The sequence below is a fragment of the Priestia abyssalis genome (genome assembly GCF_002019595.1).
GTDB classification, from domain to species: domain Bacteria; phylum Bacillota; class Bacilli; order Bacillales; family Bacillaceae_H; genus Bacillus_BA; species Bacillus_BA abyssalis.
On record NZ_KV917369.1, the window covers coordinates 1,039,040 to 1,062,643 of the forward strand.

Here is a 23,604-nt window from a genome sequence, read left to right on the forward strand (position 1 = left end):
TTTTTTAATTTACGGTAGAAACAGAATTGAACGACGGAGCCCTCTTTCTCTGCATGTTTTTTGGCAGTGCAGGAAAAGTGGGAGAATAAATCGCGGGAGGATTATGTGGATGGCAAGCGAAGAGAAAGAAAAGTATAGTGCCAATTCATTAGTACGAGGGTTGGAAATCATCAAGCTTTTTAATGAAGAGCAGCCAAGCTTGTCGCTTTCAGAAATAGCCAAACAGCTGGGCGTAAGCAGAACGGTTCCATATCGTTTATTATTTACCCTTCAAAATATGGGGTACCTGTCACAGGATGAACATACAAAACGTTACAATTTAACACCAAAAGTGCTGGAATTGGGCTTCAGTTATTTAAACAGTTTGAAGTTCCCAGAAATTGCCCAGCCTTATATGGAATCATTGCGTGATGAAATCGGGGCCTCTTGTCATTTATCCATTTTGGATGGACACGAAGTGGTCTATGTAGGAAGTGCGCCGATCAGGGGGGTATCTGCCGTCAATGTAAACATCGGCTTGAGGCTCCCGGCTCATGCGACAGCGAATGGTAAATTGCTGCTCGCCTACCAGCCGAAGGACAGGTTGACGCAAATGTTTCATGTCTCCAACCTGACTCCTTATACAGATAAGACGCTTACGACACCTGGTGAGTTTCAGCAGCAGCTGGAAACAATTCGCCAAAATGGCTATTCGATGACAAGTGGAGAATTCCATCCGGGCATCTCTTCTGTGGCAGCACCGATTTTTGGCCGGACGGGTGAAGTGGTGGCGGCTTTGAATATTGTTGCGACAGAATCGGCTTACAAGGAAGAGTTTATGGTTAAAATCGCCTTGCCGAAATTATTGCAATTGTCCCAATTGCTTTCGAATTATATGGGTTACAGCGGCCGGATTCCAAGTGCAGCCAGTCGAACGGACATCTGAGAAACAGCAGTGTCCATTTATCTAAAATCATGATTTTTTAAAAGTGTGGATTCCTATCTTTAAGGGGATCCACACTTTTTTGTCGTTTATCCCGCATTAACGGGCAGTAAGACCCCCACTTCAAAGCTTAGAGTGATCGAGAAGTTTAAGTGGGGGATGAGGGAAAACCTCCACTGATGGAAGTTTCTTTTATTCAGTCCTTGGCAGCGGCGGTTTTGGGGATGGATGGTTTGTTTCAAGGATAAGAAGAGAATTTACTCTGAAATGTTTTAAATGGAAAACACTTTTAAATATTCTGAAAACAATTGTTGACATCAAACCAAATCCATCTTAGAATTGGTTTATAAGTAAAACATTGTTTTGTATATAAAACAATGTGAGTTTTAAGCACAACCAAATAAGGGGAGGATTTTGATTATGACAAAAGAAACTTTTTCCGTTAAAGAATTTGAGAAAAAATATGTAGCTCGCTTGGAAGATCGCACACTTGATTGGAATGTTTTGAAGTTCCAGGAGGAAATTGATCCGGCTTATAGACGTGCACAAATGCGTTATATAGGACGTGGTGCTACTGCGAATAATGATTCAAATGTCATCGCAGCGGAGCATTTTACATTAAGTACGATGGTGCTTCCTCCAGGATGCATCGGACCATTGCATCTCCACGATGATGTAGAAGAAGTATTTTTCATCCTTGAAGGAGAAGTGACCGCATTGATTCAGGAAGACAGCCACAGTGAAGTTCATGAAATTAAGCTGAAGGCAAGAGATTGCATCAGCAGCCCTCCAGGAGTGTACCGCGGAATTAGAAATGACGGAAAAGAAGAAGCGCGCATGCTCGTCATGCTTGGAGCGGTGAAGCCGAACTTACCAACATACCCGGAAGGAAGCGCTCTTGAAGAATTGCGTAAACAGCGCGCCAAAGAAAGAGAAGCCATCATCAAAGGCTAACTATATGGATTGATTTAGAAAATGGGACATGACCAAAGAGCGGCCATGCCCCATTTTCTAGACCTAAGCGGATGACACCCCCCTTGCGGGGTTGGCGTCATCCGCATAGGTGAACCCTTGAGGGCGGATTCAAGTTGTTTGGATAATCAATTGTGAATACGTTTTGATGGAATAAAGATTTGTTGATTTATAAAGTGGGATTTATTCATAGAAGAATAGCTTCATGATGAAGAATCATAAAGTATCTATTTCGATTAGGGGAAGGAATGAAAGCGTTATCTATTGAGAGGGATAGCGATTGAATGGGAGGGATAGAAAGATGCTTGGCATTACTCATTTACGTCATATTAGTTTGATCACTCCAAAATTTGATGAACAAGCGGGATTTTATGAAAAGGTTTGGGGGCTGGATCGAGTGGATGCACCTGAAGAAGATGTGGTTTATTTTCGCGGTGCCGGACCGGAACATCATATTTTAAGCCTTCATAAAGGGGAAAAGCGCGGTTTGCACCATATCTCATTCGGAATGGTCGATAAGCATGCAGTGGATCGGGCCGCTGACATCTTGCAGTCAAAAGGAGTACGGATTATCCAGCCGCCAGGTTATCTGGATGAAGCGGGAGCGGGGTATGGACTTCGATTTGTGGATCCGGAAAATCGCGTGATTGAGCTTTCAGCTTGGGTGGAGGTTCACACATCGATTTGGAACAAGAAAAACGTCGATCCCGTGAAATTGAATCATGTGGTCATGAACACAAAAGATTTGGATATGATCGTCGAGTTTTATACAGATGTACTGGGTTTTAAAGTAACGGATTGGAGCGAACACCAAATGGCGTTTTTAAGGTGTAATCGGAAACATCATTCCATCGCCTTCAACCAAGATCAACACGCATCCGTTAACCATATTGCTTATGAGGTAGATTCAGTCGATGAACTTATGCGCGGCATAGGCAATGTTCGAAAAGCGGGGCTGCAGGAGCTGTGGGGACCTGGACGACATGGACCAGGAAATAATATTTTCTGTTATTTTCAAGACCTTGGAGGCTTTGTCATGGAGTATACATGCTATCTCGAAACGATCGAGGATGAGGCCGAGTGGAGAGCGCGTGTATGGAAACGGGTGCCGCATTTAATGGATCAATGGGGAATTGCAGGACCACCGAAGCCTGAGGCTCGTAAAGCGATGGGCGGAGATCCGGACCCGGGCTGGGTAAGTGAAGCGGTTGATGTTCGGTAAGGCATGAAAATAAAAATTGAAAAGGGGTGACGAGATGGATTTAGGATTGAAAGGAAAAGTGGCGGTCATTATGGGAGGCACATCGGGTGTCGGCTTGAAAACGGCCGAGATGTTTCTAAACGAAGGCGCAAAAGTAGCCATCTGCGGCAGAAGCGAAGAGCGGATGGAAAAGGCCCGACATCACTTGCTTTTATTCGGGGAGAAAGAAGATATTTTTGCTTCCATTTGTGATGTGACGTCGAAAGTAGATGTGGATTCCTTCATTAATGGGGCAGCCGAAACGTTCGGCGGAATCGATATATTGGTGAATGCTGCCGGGCAGAGCGTAATGGGTTACTTTTTTGATATTACGGATGAACAATGGCAGGAGCAAATCCAGCTCAAGTACTTTGCGATTATTTATGCGGTTCGTGCTGTTCATCCGCATCTTGTGAAAAGAGGCGGCGGACGAATCATCAATATTAATGCGACACTGGCGAAAGAGCCTGAGCGTCACATGGTCGCGACAGCGGCTACAAGGGCCGGTCTGTTGAATTTAAGCAAAACATTGTCACAAGAACTGGCTCCAGACAATATTTTAGTGAATTCCGTCAGCCTCGGGCTGATCCGGACCGATCAATGGGAGCGCAGAAGAGTGAAGAATGCGCCTGATATGGACCCGGAAGAGTATTATGGGGATCTTGCGAAAAAACGGAACATTCCGCTCGGCCGTGTAGGGGAAGCGGAGGAAGTTGCCAGCGTCATCGTCTTTCTCGCTTCAGATAAAGCGAGTTATGTCGCGGGCTCGACGATTGAAACGGCAGGAGCGATTGGTAAAGCACTTTAATTCTATTATGCGAAGGTAGGATGAAATCATGAAAACATATGAAGAAATGCAGTTTACTACCGCCGATGCGGTTGTAAAGGAGTTAGTGCGAGCGGGTGTTGAAACCGCTTTCGGTATTGTCAGTATTCATAATATGCCTATCTATGATGCCATTCTTAGAGAGGGAAGCATTAAACTCATCTGTTCGCGCGGGGAAAGCGGTGCTGTCAATATGGCGGACGGTTATGCACGTGCGACGGGAAAATTGGGTGTCGTCATTACGAGTACAGGAACAGGAGCGGGAAATGCGGCCGGTTCATTAGTAGAAGCTTGGGCTGCCGGTGTTCCCCTTCTTCATTTGACCGGTGAAGTGGCGTCTCCATACCTCGGAACTGGCCGCGGATACATACATGAATGCAAGGACCAGCTTTCGATGATGAGCGGCGCGTGTAAAAACGCAGTGCGGCTCAGAAAGCCGGAACAAGCAGCGGCTGTCGTAAGAAAAGCGATTCAAGAGGCGTTGACTGCTCCGACAGGACCGGTATCTTTGGAAATTCCAATCGATTTTCAATCAGCGATTATTGAAGATCTTTCACTTGAGGGGATGCAGCCTGCAGTATCTAAACCGTCATCAGCGGATTTCATTCCTGAACAAGCGGTTATGAAAATCGCGCAAGCGCGCCGTCCGGTTATTTGGGCAGGAGGCGGTGTCATCACGGCCAATGCTTCCCGGGAGCTGCAAAAGTTGGCGGAACTTCTTGGCGCGGCTGTGATTACAAGTCAATCGGGGAAAGGTTCGATTCCCGAAGACCATGACCAATGTATCGGGCATTTTGCGGCTTATGAATTGACAAAAGAGTTTTTGAGAAAAGCAGATTTATTGATCAGCGTAGGTGTCCGTTTCAGAGGAAACGAAACGTCCAACTGGAAGGTGCCAGTGCCACAGGAGCATATCGCAATTGATGCCGATTGGCAGGCCATCAACCGCAACTATCAAGCAACATTCGGTTTAGTGGGTGATGCAAAAGAGATGCTGGCGGCCCTTGTTCAAAGGTTAGAAGGAAAATCTGTTTCGGCAGCGCCTAATTATATAGAAGAAACTCGTTCGCTTCGAAACGAAGTGCGTGCCCAACTTCGTGCGACACTTGGGCCGTATGAGCAATTCGTAGACGGCATGAGAGACATTTTGCCGCGCGATACGATTTTGGTTCGCGATGTAACGGTGCAAGCTAACGTTTGGGGAAGCCGTTTATTCGACATTTATGAACCGAGAACGTCTATTCATGCATCAGGGGGCGGAATCGGCCAAGGCCTTCCAACAGCTATTGGCGCACAAGTAGGCTGCCCGGATCAAACGGTTGTGCTGATGGCTGGAGACGGCGGGTTTATGGTCAACGTCGGCGAAATGGTGACGGCAGCGGAAGAAAATTTACCGGTCATCATTGTCTTGTTTGATGACTCAGGTTATGGGGTTCTTCGCAATATTCAAGACGCGGCATATGGACGCCAAGTAGCGGTCGATTTATTGAGTCCGGATTTTGTGAAATTGGCGGAATCCATGCATTATGAGGCTGTACGAATCAGTTCTGGAGATGAATTTGTAAGCGAGCTGAAAAAAGCGAAGGAAAGACGCAAGCCTTCCATGATCGTGGTCGATATGGATGCGGTCGGGCCAATGGCGAAGCCGTTCGGCGGACCTCCAGGAGCGGTGGAAGCATTTAAACCGAAAAAATTATAAAGGAGGATTGAATATGATTTCGACTTATCCAATGGTTTCAGGAAAATACCTTGTTAATGGAGAGTGGAACGACATAAAAGAAACGGCCGACGTCGTCAATCCGGCTAACACGTCAGAAGTAGTCGGCCAAGTGGCCATTTGTTCGAAGGAAATCGTCCATGAATCAATCGCAGCGGCAGAAAAGGCTTATGAAACGTGGTCCCGCTCGGATGTGAAAGACCGCGCTGCCCGAATGAATGCAGCGGCAGAAGAACTGGCGAAAATCATCGAGGAAAATGTCACTTTGTTTGTACGGGAAAACGGTAAAACGCTTGTCGAAGCGAAAAAAGATTTACTGCGCTGTGTGGATGTCATGAAGGGTGGCGCAGCAGAATTGCTTAACTGGTGGAAGCCGGAAACACTCCCGGGAAGCCAAAAGGTTCAGGTGAGAAGACGGGCAAGAGGCGTTACAGCTGTCATCACACCGTGGAATTCGCCGATGATTTTAACATTCAAACGGGTCATCCCAGCCGTGTTGACCGGCAATACGGTCGTGGTCAAACCCGCTACCAATTGTCCGTTAACCATCATGACCTGTCTAAAAGTGGTCGCTGACCATTTTCCGCCAGGCGTCATTAATATTGTGACTGGTTCCGGAAAAGTGATCGGTGATACGCTTTGCTCCGATTCCCGCGTGCGTACCGTCGCGTTTGTCGGCAGTACCGAAACAGGGAAAGAGATCATGAAGAAGTCTGCGGGAAATCTCCAAAAGGTGTATATGGAACTGGGCGGCAATGATCCAGCCATTATTTTGGAGGATGCCTACCTTGATGACGCAGCGATCAAACGTCTGAAAATGGGGATTTTACGGGCGGCAGGCCAAGTATGCTCAGCTATTAAACGAGTGTATGTCCATGAATCCCGTTACGATGAAGTGGTAACAAAGTTAACGAAAGAATTTGAACGGGTCGTGGTAGGTGACAGCATTCAGCCTGATGTGACAATGGGACCGTTAAACAATAAAGCACAGTTTGATTATGTGAGCGGGTTGATTGAACGTACGGCCAAATCAGGTGCAAATGTGATGACTGCCGGCATTCAACTAAATCCGGAAACATGGAATCAAGGGTACTATATGCTGCCTTCGATTGTAACAGGGGTGGATCAGCAAAGCGAAGTGGTTCGGGTTGAGCAATTTGGTCCAGTCATCCCGATCTTGCCTTTCTCTAATGTGGATGAAGCGGTCAAGTTCGCAAACGACAGCGAATTTGGTTTGCGGGCGTCTGTTTGGACCGAAAATGAAGAGTTGGCGCTGGAGTTGGCCGATCGTCTCGAGGCAGGAGCTGTTTTCCATAATACTCATACCGTATTCAGTGATTTGGCGCTTGATTTTCCGGGCTTAAAAGAAAGTGGTGTTTCCCGCGAAACGAGACATTGTGGATTGGAATTTTTCGCAGATTCATACGGGTTTGCGGATTGAGAAAGGATGAAAGAACATGAGATTAGGGCTAATTGGGTGCGGGAATATCGGTACATTTCTGCTTCAGGCAATCAATAAGGATGGGCTTCTTCCAGGGGGGGAAATCGTTTCCATTTATGCCCGCCGCGAAGAAGTCGCAGCGCAGCTAGCCGAGGAATTCGGGACAGAGGCGTATCGTGATGTTGACTCCCTTATTCATTCTGATGTGGATTTAGTGATCGAAGCAGCAACGGTTGAAGCCGCCCAAGAGTATACATTGAAAGTGCTCAAAAGTGGAAAAGATTTATTATTAAGCAGCATAGGAGTGATGGCCGATGCTGCTTTTGAAGAAAGTGCACGCGAAATTTGCAAAAAACAAAATGTAAGCATTTTCCTTCCATCTGGTGCAATTGGCGGACTCGATGTACTGAAATCGGCAAAGGCCGTAAACGGACTTGAAACCGTTTCCATTACAACAAGAAAACCGCCAAGTGCATTGCCGGCAGGTGCTTCATTAGAAAAGGAAACCGTTTTGTTTGAAGGCTCTGCGGCGGAAGCGATTAAGCAGTTTCCGAGAAATATTAATGTGGCGATCGTGCTGTCACTGGCTGGTCTTGGCTCTGAAAAGACGAAAGTCAAAATTATTGCCGATCCGGATGTGTTGAAAAACAGCCACCTTATTGAAGCGTCAGGTTCATTCGGAACATTGAAGCTTGAAGTAGAGAACGATCCGATGCCAAACAATCCGAAAACGAGTTATTTAGCGGCGTTAAGTGTACTGGCTACACTGCAAAATAAAGATCAAGCAGTTCAAGTCGGGTAATGAATGAAGCGAAGTCCGTAGAGGAAGGAGTACAGAGATATGCTTAAAACGGAGAAATCTTTAGAAGAAATGTCGAAAGAGCAAATGGTCAACCATTTGAACGAAACGGTGAAACCGAAGGAAGGGGTTATCCCTGCTTATCTTCTGGGCGATCTAAAGGTCTATGAATTAGAACACGAAAAGGTATTTTTGAAAACATGGGTTTTTGTCGGTCATGAATCTGAAATCCCAAACCCAGGGGACTTCATGACACGTGAGCTTTCCGGCTATTCGATCATCGTTTCGCGTGACAGCGAAGGGGACATCCGCGCTTTCTATAATATGTGTACACACCGCGGCATGAAACTGTGCCGGGCTGATAAAGGGAACAAGTCTTCCTTTACGTGTCCATATCATGGATTTAACTTTAAAAACACAGGTGAGCTGATCGGTGTACCGCTTCAAAAAGATATTTACGGCGGACAACTTGACCGTTCAAAAATGGGTCTTCACCAAGTGAGGCTCCAATCGTATAAAGGTCTTTTATTTGGAACATGGAATGAACAGGCAGAGCCGCTCGAAGAGTTTCTCGGCGATTTCAAATGGTATGTGGATATCGTGGCAGGACGCGCAGAAATGGAAGTGGTCGGTGCTCCACAGCGATTCATTGTGAAATCCAACTGGAAGGTCGGTTCAGATAACTTTGTCGGCGATTCATATCATACGATGGTGACGCATGGTTCCATCGCTAAGCTGGGTATGGTGCCGAATGCGACGTATTCCAAGCGAGGCTTTCAAATTTATACGGAAAACGGACACGGGCTGAATCTCGGAATGCCGAATCCTGATTTCGCCTTCCCGGAAGAATTGAAGGATGAATATAAGCGTAATTTGTCTGAAGAGCAATATGAAGTGTTGTCCAGCTTGAAAAACATGATCGGGAACATTTTCCCGAACTTGTCGTTCTTAATTTCCCATACGAAAATCAAAGATCAATTGATCTCGAACACATCCATCAGAATGTGGCGTCCGATCAGTCACGATAAGATGGAAGTCATCGCCTGGATGCTTGTGGAAAAACATGCTCCGCAAGATTGGAAAGACCGTTCGAGAGATGCATTTATCTTGACGTTCAGCCCGTCTGGCATTTTTGAACAAGACGATACGGAAGTGTTCACGGACATTACGGAAGCCGCTCAAGGACCGATGCCTTTCCAGAAGAACCTCACTTATAACTATACAATGGGTCTTCACCGCGAACCTGTCGAGTTTGTCGGACCGGGTGTCGCGTACGATGACAAATTTTCAGAAGCGAGTCAGCGTAACTTCTATCAATATTGGCTGGAATTAATGACGAAGTGATAAGCGGGAGGAGGGAAAAGTATGAACATGGAAAAAACAATGAATGTGGAAAACATGCTGCTGCAATATGAGTTTGAACAGTGGTTATATCATGAAGCGCAATTACTGGATGATATCGAGTTTGATGATTGGTTCAATCTCATGCACCCGAGCTTGCGTTATCAAATGCCTGTACGGGTCAATAAAGAAGGGGTTGAGCGCCCGGACTATTCGATGGAGATGTTTACGTTCAACGATGATATCGAATTGTTGAAGCTTCGCGTAGAACGTTTGAAAACGGATTATGCATGGGCGGAAATTCCTCCTTCCAGAACGCGCCGCTTTGTCAGCAATGTGCGCGTAAAAGACTATGTGGAAGGGACCAATGCCGTCGTCAAGAGCTATTTGCTTATTTACCGAAGCCGCAGCACCGATATTCACCATGATCTGATTTCGGGCGAACGACATGACGAGTTTCTATTCGAAGATGGAAAATGGAAACTTTCCAAGCGGGTATTCATTGTGGATCAAACGACCATCAATACAAGAAATCTTGCCATCTTTATATAACGATTAATCACGGATGAAAGCTAACAGGAGGGGTGAAGACAATGGCAATGGCTTTAAAAGATAAAGTTGTCTTAATTACAGGGGGCGCGTCAGGAATCGGAGAAGCGGTCACGCGCCGTTTTATCCAAGAAGGAGCAAAGGTGGGCATCATCGGCCGCTCTAAAGAAACGTTAGAGAAAATGAAGGAAGAATTCGGTGAAGATATTCTTACTTGTCAGGGAGATGTCAGCAAATACGAAGACAATGAGCGAGCGGTACAAGCTACGGTCGAACAATTCGGCAAGCTAGATGTTCTCGTTGCGAATGCAGGCGTGTTCGATGGATTTGCCAAATTTGCCGATGTGACGCCCGAGGCGCTTTCCGAAGCGTATGATTTTCTTCTTAATATTAACGTAAAAGGCTCATTTTTCAGTGCGAAGGCAGCTCTTGAAGAACTGCAAAAAACGAATGGTAATATTATTTTTACGGTGTCCGGTGCAAGTTTTTATCCGGATGGGGGCGGCGTTTGGTATACGGCAAGCAAGCACGCCCAAATCGGCTTGATGCGCCAGCTGGCGTTTGAACTCGCGCCGTCTATCCGGGTCAATGCGGTGGCCCCGGGGGGAACACTGACGGCATTGTCGGTTATTCCGCCGCTGCGTCCATTTGTGAAAATCGTCGATAATGATATGAAAGCAAGCAGCATTAAAAAACGAAATGTTCTTCAACTTGCCCAGATGCCGGAAGATCACGTAGGTGCATATGTATTGCTGGCCTCTGACGAAGCACGTGCCATCACCGGTGAAGTCATTTCCAGTGACGGCGGATTGTCGGTGCGCGGACTCGGTTAAGTTCATTCCGGCATAAACTAGATTGGTAGAAAGAAGGTTGATGAAGATGACGGAACCATTAGCAGGTAACAGAACGATTAATCAGCTTGCCTTTGTCGTAAAGGATATCGAATCTGCCAATGAAGCTTTTACAAAATTGCTGGGCATTAAGAAGGTGGAACCATTTCTGACGGGTGACCACTCTGTTTCGAAAGTCGTGTTTAAAGATGAACCAACGAATTCACGTTCGAAGCTGGCGTTTCTCAATACACCGACCGTCCAATTCGAACTGATTGAACCGGACGGGCATCCGGGAACGATGCGTGAGTTTTTAGATACGGTCGGAGAAGGCATTCATCATATCGCGTTTGATGTGGATGCAATCGGAAAGAGGCTTCCTGTGATGGAGCAACATGGATATCCTGTATTGCAAACGGGTGAGTTTACCTCGAGTGACGGCCGGTATGTGTATGTAGATACAAAAGATGAGTGTAAAACGTTGGTGGAACTGCTTGAAAGTGCAGAGCCGAGACAAACGGAGTGGGAACAGCCGGAAGATGATCATATACAGCCGCTTTTAGGAACGAACAAAGTGGAACAGCTTGCCTTTGTCGTAAAAGATTTGGATGCGGCTGCAGATGCCTATTGTACATTGCTTGGCGTTGAAAAGCCGCCGGTCATCCATTCAGGGCCTCCTGAATTAACAAATGTGATGTATGAAGGAAAGCCGACGGAAGGCACATCAAGATATATGTTCATCGATACGCCGTTGATCCAAATCGAGTTGATTGAGCCAGGCGATTCTCCGAGTACGTGGAAGCACCATCTTGAAACGTATGGGGAAGGTGTTCACCATATATCGTTTGTCGTGAAGGATATGGAAGAGAAAATGAAGATGCTGGAAGAGATGGGCTATCCGGTCATTCAGACAGGAAATTTCTTTAACGGAAAAGGCCGATACGCCTATATGGATACGACATCGACATATAAAGTGATCATTGAACTGCTGGAGCGTTTTGATGCGTAAACATTTGTTATTTAAGCATCAGCAAAAATAGGGTCCTGTTTATAAGGCATTATCTGAATAACTGGACTTGCATAATAAGGAGTGAAACAACTTTCATGGAAAGTCGGGGGCCAGCAGGGGGAAGGGATTGAGAGCACGGGCGAAATCTTTTCTACGGCATTTAAACCGACTTGGCTATTTTTTATACGGTTACCGCCGCTTTTCATCTCGAATTAAAGGCGGTCATACAAACAATAAGATTCGAGTGAGTACGAGCCGAGTAAGTACAATTGCTGATGACCTTGATAGATTAGTAGCCTTTGATTAGGAAACCATTGATCTGAATCATTTTAACAAATTGATGAAATAGTTTATGTAAAGAATTGATTTATAGGCGGCGGTTGTATGAAAAGTAAAGACGAAAAAGCATTTTGGCCGATCATCTCCGCCATTTTTTTCGGGAATTTTTTGGCGGTCATGAATACATCTACTGTCAATGTGGCAGTTCCGGCTTTTATGGCGGAATTTTCGGCTGAACTGTCGATGGCGCAGTGGACGATTACGGGATTTATGCTTGCGGCAGGGGCGGCTGCTCCTTCTGCCGGATGGTTCGGTACACGGTTCGGTTATAAAAAAGTGTACATAAGTGTATTGGGTGGTTTTTTTGTTTTCTCTGTGCTTTGTATTTTTGCCCCGACGATTGAAAGCTTGATTTTCTTCCGAATGATGCAGGGGATATGCAGCGGCATATTAATGCCTTCTACAATGACGCTCGTGTATCAGACGATTGAAAAAAAACGGCAGGCGTACGCCCTTAGTCTTTGGAGTTTGTCAGCGGGACTTGCACCTGCAATTGGTCCGGTTCTCGCGGGATTTTTAATCGACTTGTTTGATTGGAAGGCGATGTTTTGTTTGAATTTGCCGATTGCCGCCATTGCGATGGCAGCGGCCATGAAATTTTTGCCTGATACAGAGGCCGGTGCGAAAACACCTTTTGATTTTCCGGGTTTTTTGTTTTCGTTTATCGGAAGTATGCTGCTTTTGATCACCTTTTCAGAAGGGGGATCCTGGGGGTGGCTCTATTCGAAGACTTTGATGACCGCCGGTTTTGCCATACTATTTTTAGCTTTATTTGTAAGACGGGAGCTGAGAGTGGAATTTCCGCTGCTTAACTTCAGCGTATTGTCACATCGAAAGTTTGTGTATAGTTTACTGCTAAAAGCAGTGCTGTCAACGGGCTTGTATGTCGGTGCTTTCTTGCTCCCGATTTTTCTGCAGACAGGCCTTCAGCTTGACGCTTTTGAAACGGGACTGATTATGATGCCGAGCGCACTGATGATGGTGCTGTTTACGCCGGTGTCAGGAAAACTTTATCATAAAACCGGCCCAGTGCCGCTCATTGTTGCGGGAATTTTCCTCATGATGGTTGGTACGTATATGCTGGGCAGCCTATCCATTGAATCAACGACCGTTTATATCATCATCTGGACATCTGTCCGCTATATCGGTATTGCACTTTGTAATATGCCCATCACCAATGCCGGAATGTCAGCCGTGCCGCTGGAAATTGCGGGATACGCCTCGGCCATGAACAACTGGGTACGTCAATGCAGTGCGTCATTTTCAATTGCCTTTTTTTCGACGCTGCTTGCTTATCAGATTTCTGTACATGTCCAGGAAGGGAACAGTATGCCGGCTGCTGCGAGCTTTGCGGTTGGAGATGCGTTTTTTTATTCACTGATTCCTCTGATGATGGCCCTTTCACTTTCGGTTCTGCTGCAGAAGGACAAAAGAAGCGGAATGGAAAAAAATAATGAAAGAACAGCCAGCTAGAGAACAAGGGAGAAATCGTTTTCGATCCAATGCAAGGTCGTTCCCTTACAAACGATCGTTTTATGCTCAGTATTGAGCAATCAAGTTTGGAATGGTATAAAGCGGAGTGAACTTGGAAGACATTGCAGCACCGCAATGCTTTGAAATTGAAGATCGATTACGAAAAGATTGCAGCATCCCGATTTTCCATGATGACCAGCACGGTACAGCCATTGTGACGGCAGCCGGATTGATCAACGCTCTTAAATTGGCTGACAAGAACATTAAAGATATTCGAGTTGTAGCAAACGGTGCGGGGGCCGCAGGCGTAGCGATTGTTAAGTTATTGCTTCACATGGGTGTAAAAGATGTGATTTTATGTGATACAAAAGGAATCATTTATGAAGGCCGCCCTGTTGGAATGAATCCATTTAAAGAAGAAATGGCCCGCATCACCAATAAAGAACAAAAGCAAGGGTCATTGACAGATGCGTTACCGGGGTATCCGCTGCAGGTGCCGTGACGAAAGAAATGGTTCGCTCCATGAATCATAATCCAATCATTTTTGCGATGGCCAATCCGGTGCCGGAAATTATGCCGGAGGATGCAAAAGAAGCGGGAGCACTTGTAGTGGGGACGGGCCGCTCGGATTTCCCGAACCAGGTGAATAATGTATTGGCATTCCCGGGTATCTTCCGCGGTGCCTTAGACGCTCGCGCAACAGAAATCAATGAAGAAATGAAGCTTGCAGCTGTTTATGCCATTGCTGAGTTGATTCCAGATGAAGACCTTCATGCCGATTATGTCATACCTGATCCATTTGACCGCCGGGTAGCGGCCGATGTAGCAGCGGCTGTTGCTGCCGCTGCAATAGAAACGGGTGTTTCACGGAAGCATGTAGATATAGAAGAAATCAAAAATAGCCAATTAACATTAGGAGCGGAAAAACACCCCCTTTTTTTATAACCTTTTTAGGTCCTGTCAGCTCAAAGTTGTTGAATGTATTACTACGAAAAAGAAGGCTCTGTGGAGAAAGGATCTCTGCGGGGCCTTCCTTCATGTTGGATACAAATAAAAGCCTCTCAGTTTCTCCTGAAGGGACAAATGTTTTATAGGATTGTAATAGTCAAAAGATTAACAAATAATAGCTGCGACCCTTAAACCAATTATTAAGGTTATACGAAAAAAATGTTTTCATATGCTGTTTATAAAAATGATTATCAAAAATAACGTTTTGTCACAACAGGATTGTCAGAAACCCTAACAATGTTTTTTAAATTTTGTGAAATGTTCGTCTTTATCATTTACTTTTATGAGCTGCTTTGCTAAATTAATAGCTATAATTACCTATATAGATCGATTTAGAAAATGTGACATGGGCGCTCTTTATCCATGTTAAATTATTTATGTGAATTATATATAGGTATATATGAATAAGTTGTCACTTTTCAATCTACCGGCATAGCAAAATATCATTATGTTGTATTTCAGTCTATAGTAGAGGGCTGGAAATGAATTTTTATTCATAAAAGGAGATGGAAGCAGTGGAGCATACCCAAGAGAGCAGCTTGAATGTTTCGGCAGTAATGAATGAATTGAAGCAGGATAACCGTAAAATGGAAGGTGTCATGAAGAAGATTCAAGATATATCATTGAAATCAAATATTTTAGCCTTAAATTCAGGGATTGAAGCCGCTCGCGCAGGAGAGGCCGGCAGAGCGTTTTCTGTTGTTGCGAAAGAAATTAAGAAATTCGCGGAAGAAAGCTTAAAAGCAAGCAAGGAGAGCGAAAGTATTATAAAAAACATTCAGAATAAAGCAAATGAGATTATCGCTTTGCGAACGGTTGATATTGCATTTGATACGATTGATAAGATTGATCGGAATTTATTCGAAAGAAACTGTGATGTTCAAGCATGGGCTACATTTGACGCGATTAAAGATTGTCTAATCGATCCGACAGTAAAGTCGAAAAAAATCGCGCAATTATTTATGAAAAACATTCACGAAATCTATGAGGTGTATTTTGATTTATTTGTCGTTGATATGTCGGGTGAAATCATTGCAGCAGCTCAAAACCAAAATCAAGTTGGAAGAAATATGTCCGAACGAGAATGGTTTCAGAAAACCATTCAGACTAATGATGTTCACGTGACTGACATGTACTATTCTTCTGTTGCGGAAGGATATACAATGGGGTATTCTAGTCCTGTTCGTAATGATGCCGGAGAAATCATTGGTGTATTTACGACGAGATTTAACTGGGAATTTATTTACGACATTATTGAGCGTGTAAAAATTGATGAAAAAAGCAAGCTTTATGTCATTAACTCGGAAGGTTATGTCATTGCTTCAAAGGATCGATCAGAGATTTTAAAAACGAAGCTCACGCACTTGAAAGCCGTTCAAAATGTGCTATCGGGAAGAGAAACACGCAGTTATACGCTTGAAAATAACCAAATATATGCTTACTGTTTAACGGAAGGCTATAACGCTTATAAAGGGAAGGGATGGTCTGTGATTGTAGTAGAATCTATCTTATGATTCATGGAGTAGTCTCGATCATCGTGCCAACATATTAGGTACCACCACAGTACACCAGGGGAGGCTTTACAGAAAACAATGAAGAGGGTTCCTGCTGGGTGCAGATGTCTATCATGACAAAACAGAATTGTAGCTTGACAATCTTTATATAAATCAATGGGCATGAGTACCCGTGGCCATTGATTTATATAGGAATAAAATCCTGATATTTACAGGAGAATAATAGTTTGCTATAATTCAGTGTAAATTGACGCTTATACGTGTAAATATTCGAAAAAAGGGAATAAAACAGTAACGATGAATGTTACTAGGAGGATTTTTTGAATCATGAGTTTGAAAATGAAAGAATCAGCAATTTCCCAGCAAGAGTTTCTTCAGCTGCTCCAGCAATGTGAAGTGGAGGGAAAGGAAACGAAAGATGTAAAGGTGGAAACGTTTGTACAGGGTATTTCAGAAAAGCTGCAAATGCTGTACAGCCGAAAGGCGGCCGAGTGAATAAAAGATGGTAGATGTAATCCCTGAAGCTGAGCTGTTAGGGATTTTTTTATGATCAGAAAAACGAAAGAAAGCGATTGCAATATATAATAGAAGAAACAGGTTCTTTTTCAGTAATTTGGTGAAGCCTGCTCTTACAGCGGGAAATCGTGAAAAGGTTGTATTAATTTTCTCATACCCTATGAAAAATTGGTAGATATCTGTCAATGGGTCTATTATAATGGGATATGTAGTTTTTTAAACGAGAATACTTGGAGGGTCATCATGGAAGAAACCATTAGTCTGCGTGAATTATTTCAGACGCTCAAAAAACGTTTATGGCTCATTGTGTTGATTACGATTATCGCCACGACGGTGAGCGGAGTGCTTAGCTTCTTTTTTCTAACACCCATTTATCAAAATTCCACGCAAATTCTTGTCAATCAAGAAAAGTCACAACAGCAATTTTATAATCCGGCTGAGGTACAGACAAACTTGCAATTGATCAATACGTACAATGTCATTATTAAAAGTCCGGCTATTTTGGAGCTTGTGAAGGACGAGTTGAAGCTTGACCGTTCCATTGAAGCGTTGACAGGACAAATTCAGGTCAATAGCGAAAAGGATTCACAGGTTGTCGCCATTACGGTACAGGATGAAGACCCTGCAATGGCTGCAAAAATTGCAAATACGACCGCCAATGTATTTAAAACAGAAATCGTGAAAATCATGAATGTCGATAACGTAAGTATTTTATCAACGGCTGATGTACCGTCTGAGCCAAACCCGGTGAAGCCGCGCCCTTTATTGAATATGGCGATCGCGCTTGTTGTAGGGGTAATGACTGGGGTTGGGTTAGCGTTCTTATTAGAATATTTGGATAATACGATTAAAAGCGAACAAGACGTGGAACGTTTACTGGAGCTTCCGGTTATAGGAGCGATTACGACAATCGATCAATCAGCGGCAGGAAAACGCGGTCAAAGACCTTCGGTTTCCATGAATCGTGTGAAAGGAGAGTCGACACATGTTTAAGAAAAAGAAACAGGTCTCAGCTCCTTCTCCGCAGCGTTCTTTGATTGCTCATTTTCAGCCGAAGTCGCCGATTTCCGAACAATACCGGACACTTCGCACCAATATTCAATTTTCTAATGTCGATGGAGAGATGCGGTCGTTAATGGTGACATCATCTAAGCCGGGGGAAGGAAAGTCGACAACGGTTGCCAATTTGGCGGTTGTATTTGCCCAGCAAGGAAAGCGGGTATTACTGGTGGATGCGGATTTGCGCAAACCAACCGTTCACTATACGTTCCGTCTGGAAAACCATATTGGGTTGACGAATGTGCTGACAAAGCAGACGAGTTGGCGCTCTGCGATTCATTCATCCGACATTGACAACTTATCGGTGTTAACGAGCGGACCGATTCCGCCGAATCCTGCCGAGCTATTGGCTTCTTCTTTCATGAAAGAGCTGCTGGAGGAGCTATATTCGCAGTTTGATGTCGTGTTGTTTGATACACCGCCGATTTTAGCGGTAACAGATGCCCAAATCATTGCTAATCTTTGCGACGGCTCAGTACTAGTCACGCATAGCGGCCAAACACCAATTGAAGCGGCACAGAAATCGAAAGAACTGCTTCAAGCCGCTAAAGGAAAGCTTCTTGGTGTCGTATTGAATCAAAGAAAGCAAGAAGAAGGACAATATTACTATTATTACGGAACGAAGTAGAAAAAGACGGCTTACATTGCCGTCTTTTTTCATGTTCAAGATGCTATTTTAACGTATTTGAAATCATATCGCGTTCTTGTTCCGATACAATATAATAGTAAATACCATTCATTTTTGTGCCGGTTCCATTTATTTGTACTTGTTTTAAGTTATGGACCGAATCTTTATAGTTTGCTTGAATGTATTGCATTTCCTTAAATGTTAAATTTGTTTTTATATTTTTGGAAATGCTATTTAAAATATTTTTGTAATTTGCGAGAGTAGAGAAGCTTGCACCTTCCTTGATAACTGCTTGAATAATTTGACGCTGGCGGTCCTGGCGGCCAAAGTCGCCTCTTGGGTCATCATAACGCATGCGGGAATATTTTAATGCTTCTTCTCCATTCAGGGTAATCGTTCCTTTTGGAAAGTCTACTCCTCCATAGGAAAAGGCAAATTTGTTGTCTACAGTTATCCCTCCCACTGCATCTACAATATCTTGAAAGCTTTCCATGTTAACTTGTACGTAATAATCAACAGGAATATCTAAAAGGTGTTCTACTGTATCGATCGTCATATCCACCCCTCCAAATGCGTAGGCATGGTTAATTTTATCTTCTATCCCTTTTCCGATGATTTCAGTGCGCGTATCACGCGGGATACTTACCATTTTTGACGATTTTTCAATTGGGTCGATCGTAAGAAGAATAAGGGAGTCAGAACGTCCGCGGTCTCCTTCACGTTCGTCCACGCCAAGCAATAAAATGGAAATCGGCTCTGTTTCAGTAAATGCGGTACGCTTGTCTGATTTATCGCGTTTCAACGGCTCATATGTTTGATTGACCGTTTCTTGAACAGTGTTATAAATTGAATAGGCAGCAGCTCCTATTGCAATGGCCAGACCCAAGGCTGTAAATAGCAAGATTTTAGGCCAATTCTTTTTCTTTAATCTTCTAGTTGTCATATAGAATCGTCCTCTTTCATTTAGTGTAATTTGATTCGATTATAAGAGATTCATCATGAGCTAACAAAGGTACTTGTTACCAGTAAAAAGGATGGAAGATGCAATGAGTGTACGTGGAAGAAGACCGCATAGCTTCAAATGAGAAAGGGAATCAGCTATGGGCGAGCTATTTTAACTAATATTTTTGTTCATAAGGCTGCTAAAGAGTAATATAAGATTCATAACATCCGTTCATACTTTTAAGACAAAGCGGTTGAACCAAAAAGCATTTTGGGTTCAACCGCTTTATTTTGGGTTATATAGATTATAATTATGGTATTAATTTACTGTGCTTCATTTATTTGTTATGATAACTAGGTAGAATGGAGAGTCGATATGATGAGAAAATGGATCGTAATTTTAGGCTCAGCTGTTGTTATATTGGGAGCCGGCGGTTATGCCGCTTATCATTATGGAATGAATTTGGCGGCAGATAAAATTTCCGAGGAATTGGAGAAAAATCCGGAAGTCATGAAACAGATCGAAGAAGAAATCAAGAAAAATGAAAAAGAGCTGGCTCAATTGGGGGGAGGAGTGAGTTCCGAAGAGCAATCAGGGAAAGAATCGGGTTCTCAGAAACAAGCGGCAAAAGAGCAGGAAAATGGAGAGAGCGAAAGTTCTTCGTCTTCTGCTGGTGATAATGGGAATACGGCAGGTAAGCCGACGGATCCCGATACGGCAGTGAAGGCACCTGCTCCCGAGAAAACTCCCCCGGCGGAACAGTCAAAGCCTTCAGGAGGAAAAGAGTTTTCAAGCCGTAATGAGGCTGTCCGTTTTGCGATGAGCCGTTTTTCGGCATCTGAGATGAATCAGGTTCGCCAAATGGCGGCAGACGGGTTAACCGCAGATGAAAAAGCAAAGTTGAAGAGTATAGCATATTCGAAGTTTTCAGCTGAAGAAATTGCGGCTGTTCAACGAGCTGTTTCGAATTAAGTTGAATTTTCCCTGTTAACATTTTTGCCGCTCGGCCGAAATATAGAGTGAGAGACTAAGTAAAGTGCAGGTGACAGGTGTTATGCCTCGAATGAAAGAAGTGTGGACACCGTTAAAATGGTTCGGAATCCGCTATTTCAAAGACTCTGAAAATAAGGTGTATTACAAAAAAATAGGGAAAAACCACCGGCGGGAAACAAGACCTTTTTGGCGCTATAAACGTTTCGGCCTGGCAGCGTCCTTGCTGTTGTTATTAATTCCCGGATTCATGGGTTATGAAGTCGTGATGGATAAAGCGTCCGAAAAACTGGTTAATGAAGTGGCAGGGCAAGTAACAAAAGAAGAAATCAATGAGCTGCTGAAAGATCCGACCGTTCAAGAAATGATGGAAAAAGAATTGGGAACAAAAAAGGCGGCCGAGCTGCTGAAAGATCATGAGGTGGAAGCATCAGGAATTGCAACTTCCGGCATTTCAGACGATGATTTAACCTTCAAACAAACGGGTACATCGCCTCAAACGGAGGGACAAGAACCGGCTGATTCATCTTCCGCTGCCATAACAGGAAAGAAGGACTCATCAGCAAGTGTTTCGGCAAATACGGATGAAAAGCCGTCATCCGTTAAGGAAGAGCAAAATCAGTCTGCAAACGCGAGTGAAAAGTCTTCATCCGGAAAAGAACAGACAAGCGAATCAGATAATTCGGAACGCCCGATGTTTGAATCACGTGCGGAAGCAACAAAATTCGTGATGAGCAAATTTTCTATGTCAGAAATGTCGTCATTTGCGCAAATGGCACAGGGCGGATTGACATCAGAAGAAAAAACAGAAATCAAATCGATCGTCCAATCGCGATTGAGCGCCGAGGAGTATGAGGCCCTGAAAATATTTGGATTGATCGAGCTAAGCAAACAGTAATAAGGCGACGGAGGAGAAGAGATTCTTCGCTTCCTTCTGCCATATGTCAAATACACAAACTTAACAGGAAAATAGATTAAGATGTTGAATAATGGAAAATAATAGTTTAATATATGAATATCGTCCTATTGAGTCCATGAAATGGCAGGAATGCCATTTCATGGACTCAATAGCGGTTGGCAAGACCCTTACGAGCTCTTTGCCAACCGCTTATACGAGAACCTTTCCAGCCTTGTACAGGGAGACAACATAGAAAGCCATGAAAGCAAAAGAATGAAATTGGATCTATATAAGACATGCCTTTCATTCTATTACTCTGGTATGAATGTTTTTATACATATTCAATTTTTCACAAATAAATTTAAGAGGTGACAAACACTTATGAAAAAGTACCCATTTAGCAAGAAAGCAGTAAAGGCCATTTTGGCTGCGTCGATTGCGTTAACGCCGGTTGTGACAACTGGAATTGTGGCTCCTAGTAGTGTAGAGGCTTCCTCAGATATTCAGGAGCTTGCAAGCCGTTTTTACCAATTTTACAAATCTGCAAGCAAGTCTAAAGTTGAAGCACCATTAAATGATATTAGTAAACTAACATACGATAATATTGAAACAACAGCAGATAGTTTAGACATTACGTTCAAAAACTTGGACACCCAAGAGAAAAAAGCTGCATTTGCGACGATAATCCAAGAAACAGCAAAGATTATTTACACTAAACATGAAAGTGCTATAGCATTCTCAGAAGCAATTGAGGATTATAGAGCTGACTTTGCTGATGAATTTAATCTTGTATTCGAGCAAAATGGTCAAGTAACAGTTGATCAACTCATTGCTTTTCTTAAAGATATGGAACCTGCGCTAGAAACAGCGATTGTCCAAAATACAAACAACCTTTCTTATTCGGCTATTATCCGTACAGCTGTTAATAACATAAAGAATCAACATACAGCTATGCAAGGAAAGCTGGGCTATATCGGCTTATCAGTGGAAGAGTTATTTGACTTGCAAGAAGAATTAAATGATAAATACTTAGATGACAATAAAGATGCCCGTTCTGCACTTCTAACAAGTGCTCTAAATTCAAAAGGAGCTGATTTCAACGTAAGTTCCAATAAGACAATAAGCTTTAAAGTACCTTATTATGCCGGCCCGGTTAAAGTAGAAGCTGACATTGCACCAGCATTAGAGTGGAAAGTTAATGGCCAGGAGATTACAGGTGTAGTCATTCCAAGTTCATATACAGGTACTGTAACCGTTACTGGATATTTAAAAGACGACATCCAAGTTGTTTCTGAAAGCGTTGATCTTGGTGGTACTAGCACTGGTGGCGGCGGAGGTGGCGGTACTACACCCCCATCTGACAGCGGTCCTAAAGACGACGGTAAGGGGAATATTGGAATCGGCAGCGGTAATATCAGCGATAAAGCCAGTGAAGTAGCAAAAGCAATTAAAGACGCAAAAGAGTTTAAAACCTTACAAGTAACAATAAGTAATAGTGCCCAAAATGTAACATTACCACCTGCGGTAATCAATGCTATTATCGCGAAAAACAAAGAAGCAACAATTGATGTTGTGTCTGATGCTGGTTCTTACAGCTTACCTGCAAGTGAAATCAACTTAGCGGATATTGCGAAAGAGTTAGGCGGAGATGCAGACAAGGTATCAATCAAAATTACTGTTAAAGTTGGCAAGGACGACAAGAACGTTATCGGCAATAACAAGCTGACAGCTGTCTCTGATGTAGTTGAATTCACAGTAGAAGCACAAGTGAATGGGAAGACGAAAGAGCTTAAAACATTCAAATCGTATGTAGATCGTACAATCAAAGGTGACGAGTCGTTTGATGCTGACAAGTCTGTTGCTCTTCGTTTAGAGGCAGATGGTGATTTTACTGCACTTCCTACTTATTTTGAGGAAGATGAAGCGAAGTTCAAGTCCATGACAAACTCTCAATATGTTGTTGTTGAAAATAACAAAACATTCAATGACCTTTCTAAAGCTTGGAACAAAGAACAAATCGAAAAATTAGCGAACAAATACATCGTTCAAGGACGTGCTGACGGTTCGTTCGGTCCGCAAGTATCGACTACACGCGTACAATTGGCGGTTCTGTTGACTCGTGCGTTGGGCTTATCGACAGATGTAGCCTATGATGGCCGCTTCAAGGATGTAAAAGGTGACGAGTGGTTCGTACCTGAATTGATGGCTGCCGTGAATGCCGGCATCATTAAAGGAAAAGTCGACGGCACATTTGATCCAATCACTCCTGTCAACCGTGCTCAAGCAGCAGTTATGATTAATCGTGCGTTAGAGTTTGTGTCATATGATAAAGAGAAAGAATTGGACACAACGCTGAAGGTGGAGAAGTTCAAAGATGAAAGCAAAATTTTCGAATGGTCTCGTAAAGACATCGAAACATTGTTGCAAGCAGGCATCATGGAAGGCCGTCCAGATGGCAACTTCGATCCATATGCACCGACAACTCGTGCACAAATGGTGAAGATTTTAGATGAGACATTAAAAACGTTGAAGTTCATCAACGAATAATGATCCACATAAAAAATAGGACATGGGAATGCATCCATGTCCT

Annotated in this window: 20 protein-coding genes and 2 pseudogenes; 21 read left to right on the top strand and 1 reads right to left on the bottom strand. The window is 43.7% G+C overall.

Features of this window, described 5'->3' with window-relative positions; translation table 11 throughout:
* Positions 1–109: 109 nt before the first annotated feature.
* The 18 genes and pseudogenes from BK575_RS04815 to BK575_RS04895 all read left to right on the top strand — a co-directional run bounded on the left by BK575_RS04815 (position 110) and on the right by BK575_RS04895 (position 18,183).
* Entirely contained in the window at positions 110–925 is an 816-nt protein-coding gene (locus BK575_RS04815) for an IclR family transcriptional regulator (RefSeq protein WP_078409149.1), read from the top strand.
* 417 nt (positions 926–1,342) lie between these two features.
* Positions 1,343–1,876, top strand: a complete 534-nt coding sequence (locus BK575_RS04820) for a cupin domain-containing protein (RefSeq protein WP_028396735.1) — start codon at positions 1,343–1,345, stop codon at positions 1,874–1,876.
* 319 nt (positions 1,877–2,195) lie between these two features.
* A complete protein-coding gene (locus tag BK575_RS04825; protein WP_078409150.1) occupies positions 2,196–3,116 on the top strand; it encodes a VOC family protein in 921 nt (306 codons plus the stop codon).
* A gap of 34 nt (positions 3,117–3,150) precedes the next feature.
* The gene (locus tag BK575_RS04830) at positions 3,151–3,942 is read left to right on the top strand and encodes an SDR family oxidoreductase (protein WP_078409151.1); all 792 of its coding nucleotides are present in this window, start codon (positions 3,151–3,153) and stop codon (positions 3,940–3,942) included.
* A 28-nt stretch (positions 3,943–3,970) separates the two neighbouring features.
* Entirely contained in the window at positions 3,971–5,659 is a 1,689-nt protein-coding gene (locus tag BK575_RS04835) for a thiamine pyrophosphate-binding protein (protein ID WP_078409152.1), read from the top strand.
* Between the two features lie 13 nt (positions 5,660–5,672).
* Positions 5,673–7,118, top strand: coding sequence for an aldehyde dehydrogenase family protein (locus tag BK575_RS04840; RefSeq protein WP_078409153.1), 1,446 nt, complete (start codon positions 5,673–5,675; stop codon positions 7,116–7,118).
* A gap of 16 nt (positions 7,119–7,134) precedes the next feature.
* Positions 7,135–7,920 (top strand): aspartate dehydrogenase, encoded by a 786-nt coding sequence (gene nadX / locus BK575_RS04845; RefSeq protein ID WP_078409154.1) that lies wholly within the window; start codon positions 7,135–7,137, stop codon positions 7,918–7,920.
* A 39-nt stretch (positions 7,921–7,959) separates the two neighbouring features.
* A complete protein-coding gene (locus tag BK575_RS04850) occupies positions 7,960–9,261 on the top strand; it encodes an aromatic ring-hydroxylating oxygenase subunit alpha (RefSeq protein WP_078409155.1) in 1,302 nt (433 codons plus the stop codon).
* A 21-nt stretch (positions 9,262–9,282) separates the two neighbouring features.
* Entirely contained in the window at positions 9,283–9,810 is a 528-nt protein-coding gene (locus BK575_RS04855; protein ID WP_235867307.1) for an aromatic-ring-hydroxylating dioxygenase subunit beta, read from the top strand.
* Between the two features lie 41 nt (positions 9,811–9,851).
* The gene (locus BK575_RS04860) at positions 9,852–10,640 is read left to right on the top strand and encodes an SDR family NAD(P)-dependent oxidoreductase (RefSeq protein WP_235867308.1); all 789 of its coding nucleotides are present in this window, start codon (positions 9,852–9,854) and stop codon (positions 10,638–10,640) included.
* A gap of 46 nt (positions 10,641–10,686) precedes the next feature.
* Complete coding sequence (locus tag BK575_RS04865; RefSeq protein WP_078409156.1) at positions 10,687–11,646, top strand: VOC family protein; 960 nt, start codon at positions 10,687–10,689, stop codon at positions 11,644–11,646.
* An 81-nt stretch (positions 11,647–11,727) separates the two neighbouring features.
* Positions 11,728–11,950: pseudogene (locus BK575_RS04870) on the top strand (2-oxoacid:acceptor oxidoreductase family protein); the annotation flags it as partial.
* Positions 11,951–12,030: 80 nt separating this feature from the next.
* Positions 12,031–13,458, top strand: coding sequence for a DHA2 family efflux MFS transporter permease subunit (locus BK575_RS04875; protein WP_078409157.1), 1,428 nt, complete (start codon positions 12,031–12,033; stop codon positions 13,456–13,458).
* Positions 13,459–13,561: 103 nt separating this feature from the next.
* A pseudogene (locus BK575_RS04880) lies at positions 13,562–14,403 on the top strand (NAD(P)-dependent malic enzyme); the annotation flags it as partial.
* A 569-nt stretch (positions 14,404–14,972) separates the two neighbouring features.
* Positions 14,973–15,980 carry a methyl-accepting chemotaxis protein gene (locus BK575_RS04885; protein WP_169907543.1) on the top strand — a complete coding sequence of 336 codons (1,008 nt, stop codon included), beginning with the start codon at positions 14,973–14,975 and terminating at the stop codon, positions 15,978–15,980.
* Positions 15,981–16,307: 327 nt separating this feature from the next.
* Positions 16,308–16,475, top strand: a complete 168-nt coding sequence (locus BK575_RS28310) for a hypothetical protein (RefSeq protein WP_169907545.1) — start codon at positions 16,308–16,310, stop codon at positions 16,473–16,475.
* A 264-nt stretch (positions 16,476–16,739) separates the two neighbouring features.
* Complete coding sequence (locus BK575_RS04890) at positions 16,740–17,489, top strand: YveK family protein (RefSeq protein WP_078409159.1); 750 nt, start codon at positions 16,740–16,742, stop codon at positions 17,487–17,489.
* On the top strand, positions 17,482–18,183 hold the full coding sequence (locus tag BK575_RS04895; protein ID WP_078409160.1) for a CpsD/CapB family tyrosine-protein kinase: 702 nt from the start codon (positions 17,482–17,484) through the stop codon (positions 18,181–18,183). The genes BK575_RS04890 and BK575_RS04895 overlap by 8 nt, the downstream gene beginning before the upstream one ends.
* 43 nt (positions 18,184–18,226) lie before the next feature.
* Here the strand turns inward: BK575_RS04895 and tagU are convergent, their stop codons facing one another.
* A complete protein-coding gene (gene tagU / locus BK575_RS04900; RefSeq protein WP_078409161.1) occupies positions 18,227–19,126 on the bottom strand; it encodes a polyisoprenyl-teichoic acid--peptidoglycan teichoic acid transferase TagU in 900 nt (299 codons plus the stop codon).
* A gap of 375 nt (positions 19,127–19,501) precedes the next feature.
* Between tagU and BK575_RS04905 the strand changes: the two genes are divergently transcribed.
* The 3 genes from BK575_RS04905 (at position 19,502) to BK575_RS04915 (ending at position 23,561) form a co-directional block, all read left to right on the top strand.
* Positions 19,502–20,098: a hypothetical protein gene (locus BK575_RS04905; protein WP_078409162.1), complete on the top strand. Its 597-nt coding sequence runs from the start codon at positions 19,502–19,504 to the stop codon at positions 20,096–20,098.
* Positions 20,099–20,180: 82 nt separating this feature from the next.
* Complete coding sequence (locus BK575_RS04910) at positions 20,181–21,014, top strand: hypothetical protein (protein ID WP_078409163.1); 834 nt, start codon at positions 20,181–20,183, stop codon at positions 21,012–21,014.
* Positions 21,015–21,395: 381 nt separating this feature from the next.
* Entirely contained in the window at positions 21,396–23,561 is a 2,166-nt protein-coding gene (locus BK575_RS04915) for an S-layer homology domain-containing protein (protein WP_078409164.1), read from the top strand.
* Positions 23,562–23,604 lie beyond the last annotated feature (43 nt).

Bases quoted from the DNA above. Each gene is read 5' to 3' on its own strand.
- BK575_RS04915 (WP_078409164.1), top strand. From the start codon at position 21,396: ATGAAAAAGTACCCATTTAGCAAGAAAGCAGTAAAGGCCATTTTGGCT.
- BK575_RS04910 (WP_078409163.1), top strand. From the start codon at position 20,181: ATGCCTCGAATGAAAGAAGTGTGGACACCGTTAAAATGGTTCGGAATC.
- BK575_RS04875 (WP_078409157.1), top strand. From the start codon at position 12,031: ATGAAAAGTAAAGACGAAAAAGCATTTTGGCCGATCATCTCCGCCATT.
- nadX (WP_078409154.1), top strand. From the start codon at position 7,135: ATGAGATTAGGGCTAATTGGGTGCGGGAATATCGGTACATTTCTGCTT.
- BK575_RS04835 (WP_078409152.1), top strand. From the start codon at position 3,971: ATGAAAACATATGAAGAAATGCAGTTTACTACCGCCGATGCGGTTGTA.
- BK575_RS28310 (WP_169907545.1), top strand. From the start codon at position 16,308: ATGAGTTTGAAAATGAAAGAATCAGCAATTTCCCAGCAAGAGTTTCTT.
- BK575_RS04815 (WP_078409149.1), top strand. From the start codon at position 110: ATGGCAAGCGAAGAGAAAGAAAAGTATAGTGCCAATTCATTAGTACGA.
- BK575_RS04830 (WP_078409151.1), top strand. From the start codon at position 3,151: ATGGATTTAGGATTGAAAGGAAAAGTGGCGGTCATTATGGGAGGCACA.
- BK575_RS04820 (WP_028396735.1), top strand. From the start codon at position 1,343: ATGACAAAAGAAACTTTTTCCGTTAAAGAATTTGAGAAAAAATATGTA.
- BK575_RS04840 (WP_078409153.1), top strand. From the start codon at position 5,673: ATGATTTCGACTTATCCAATGGTTTCAGGAAAATACCTTGTTAATGGA.
- BK575_RS04895 (WP_078409160.1), top strand. From the start codon at position 17,482: ATGTTTAAGAAAAAGAAACAGGTCTCAGCTCCTTCTCCGCAGCGTTCT.
- BK575_RS04885 (WP_169907543.1), top strand. From the start codon at position 14,973: ATGGAAGCAGTGGAGCATACCCAAGAGAGCAGCTTGAATGTTTCGGCA.
- BK575_RS04860 (WP_235867308.1), top strand. From the start codon at position 9,852: ATGGCAATGGCTTTAAAAGATAAAGTTGTCTTAATTACAGGGGGCGCG.
- BK575_RS04890 (WP_078409159.1), top strand. From the start codon at position 16,740: ATGGAAGAAACCATTAGTCTGCGTGAATTATTTCAGACGCTCAAAAAA.
- BK575_RS04850 (WP_078409155.1), top strand. From the start codon at position 7,960: ATGCTTAAAACGGAGAAATCTTTAGAAGAAATGTCGAAAGAGCAAATG.
- BK575_RS04855 (WP_235867307.1), top strand. From the start codon at position 9,283: ATGAACATGGAAAAAACAATGAATGTGGAAAACATGCTGCTGCAATAT.
- BK575_RS04865 (WP_078409156.1), top strand. From the start codon at position 10,687: ATGACGGAACCATTAGCAGGTAACAGAACGATTAATCAGCTTGCCTTT.
- tagU (WP_078409161.1), bottom strand. From the start codon at position 19,126: ATGACAACTAGAAGATTAAAGAAAAAGAATTGGCCTAAAATCTTGCTA.
- BK575_RS04905 (WP_078409162.1), top strand. From the start codon at position 19,502: ATGATGAGAAAATGGATCGTAATTTTAGGCTCAGCTGTTGTTATATTG.
- BK575_RS04825 (WP_078409150.1), top strand. From the start codon at position 2,196: ATGCTTGGCATTACTCATTTACGTCATATTAGTTTGATCACTCCAAAA.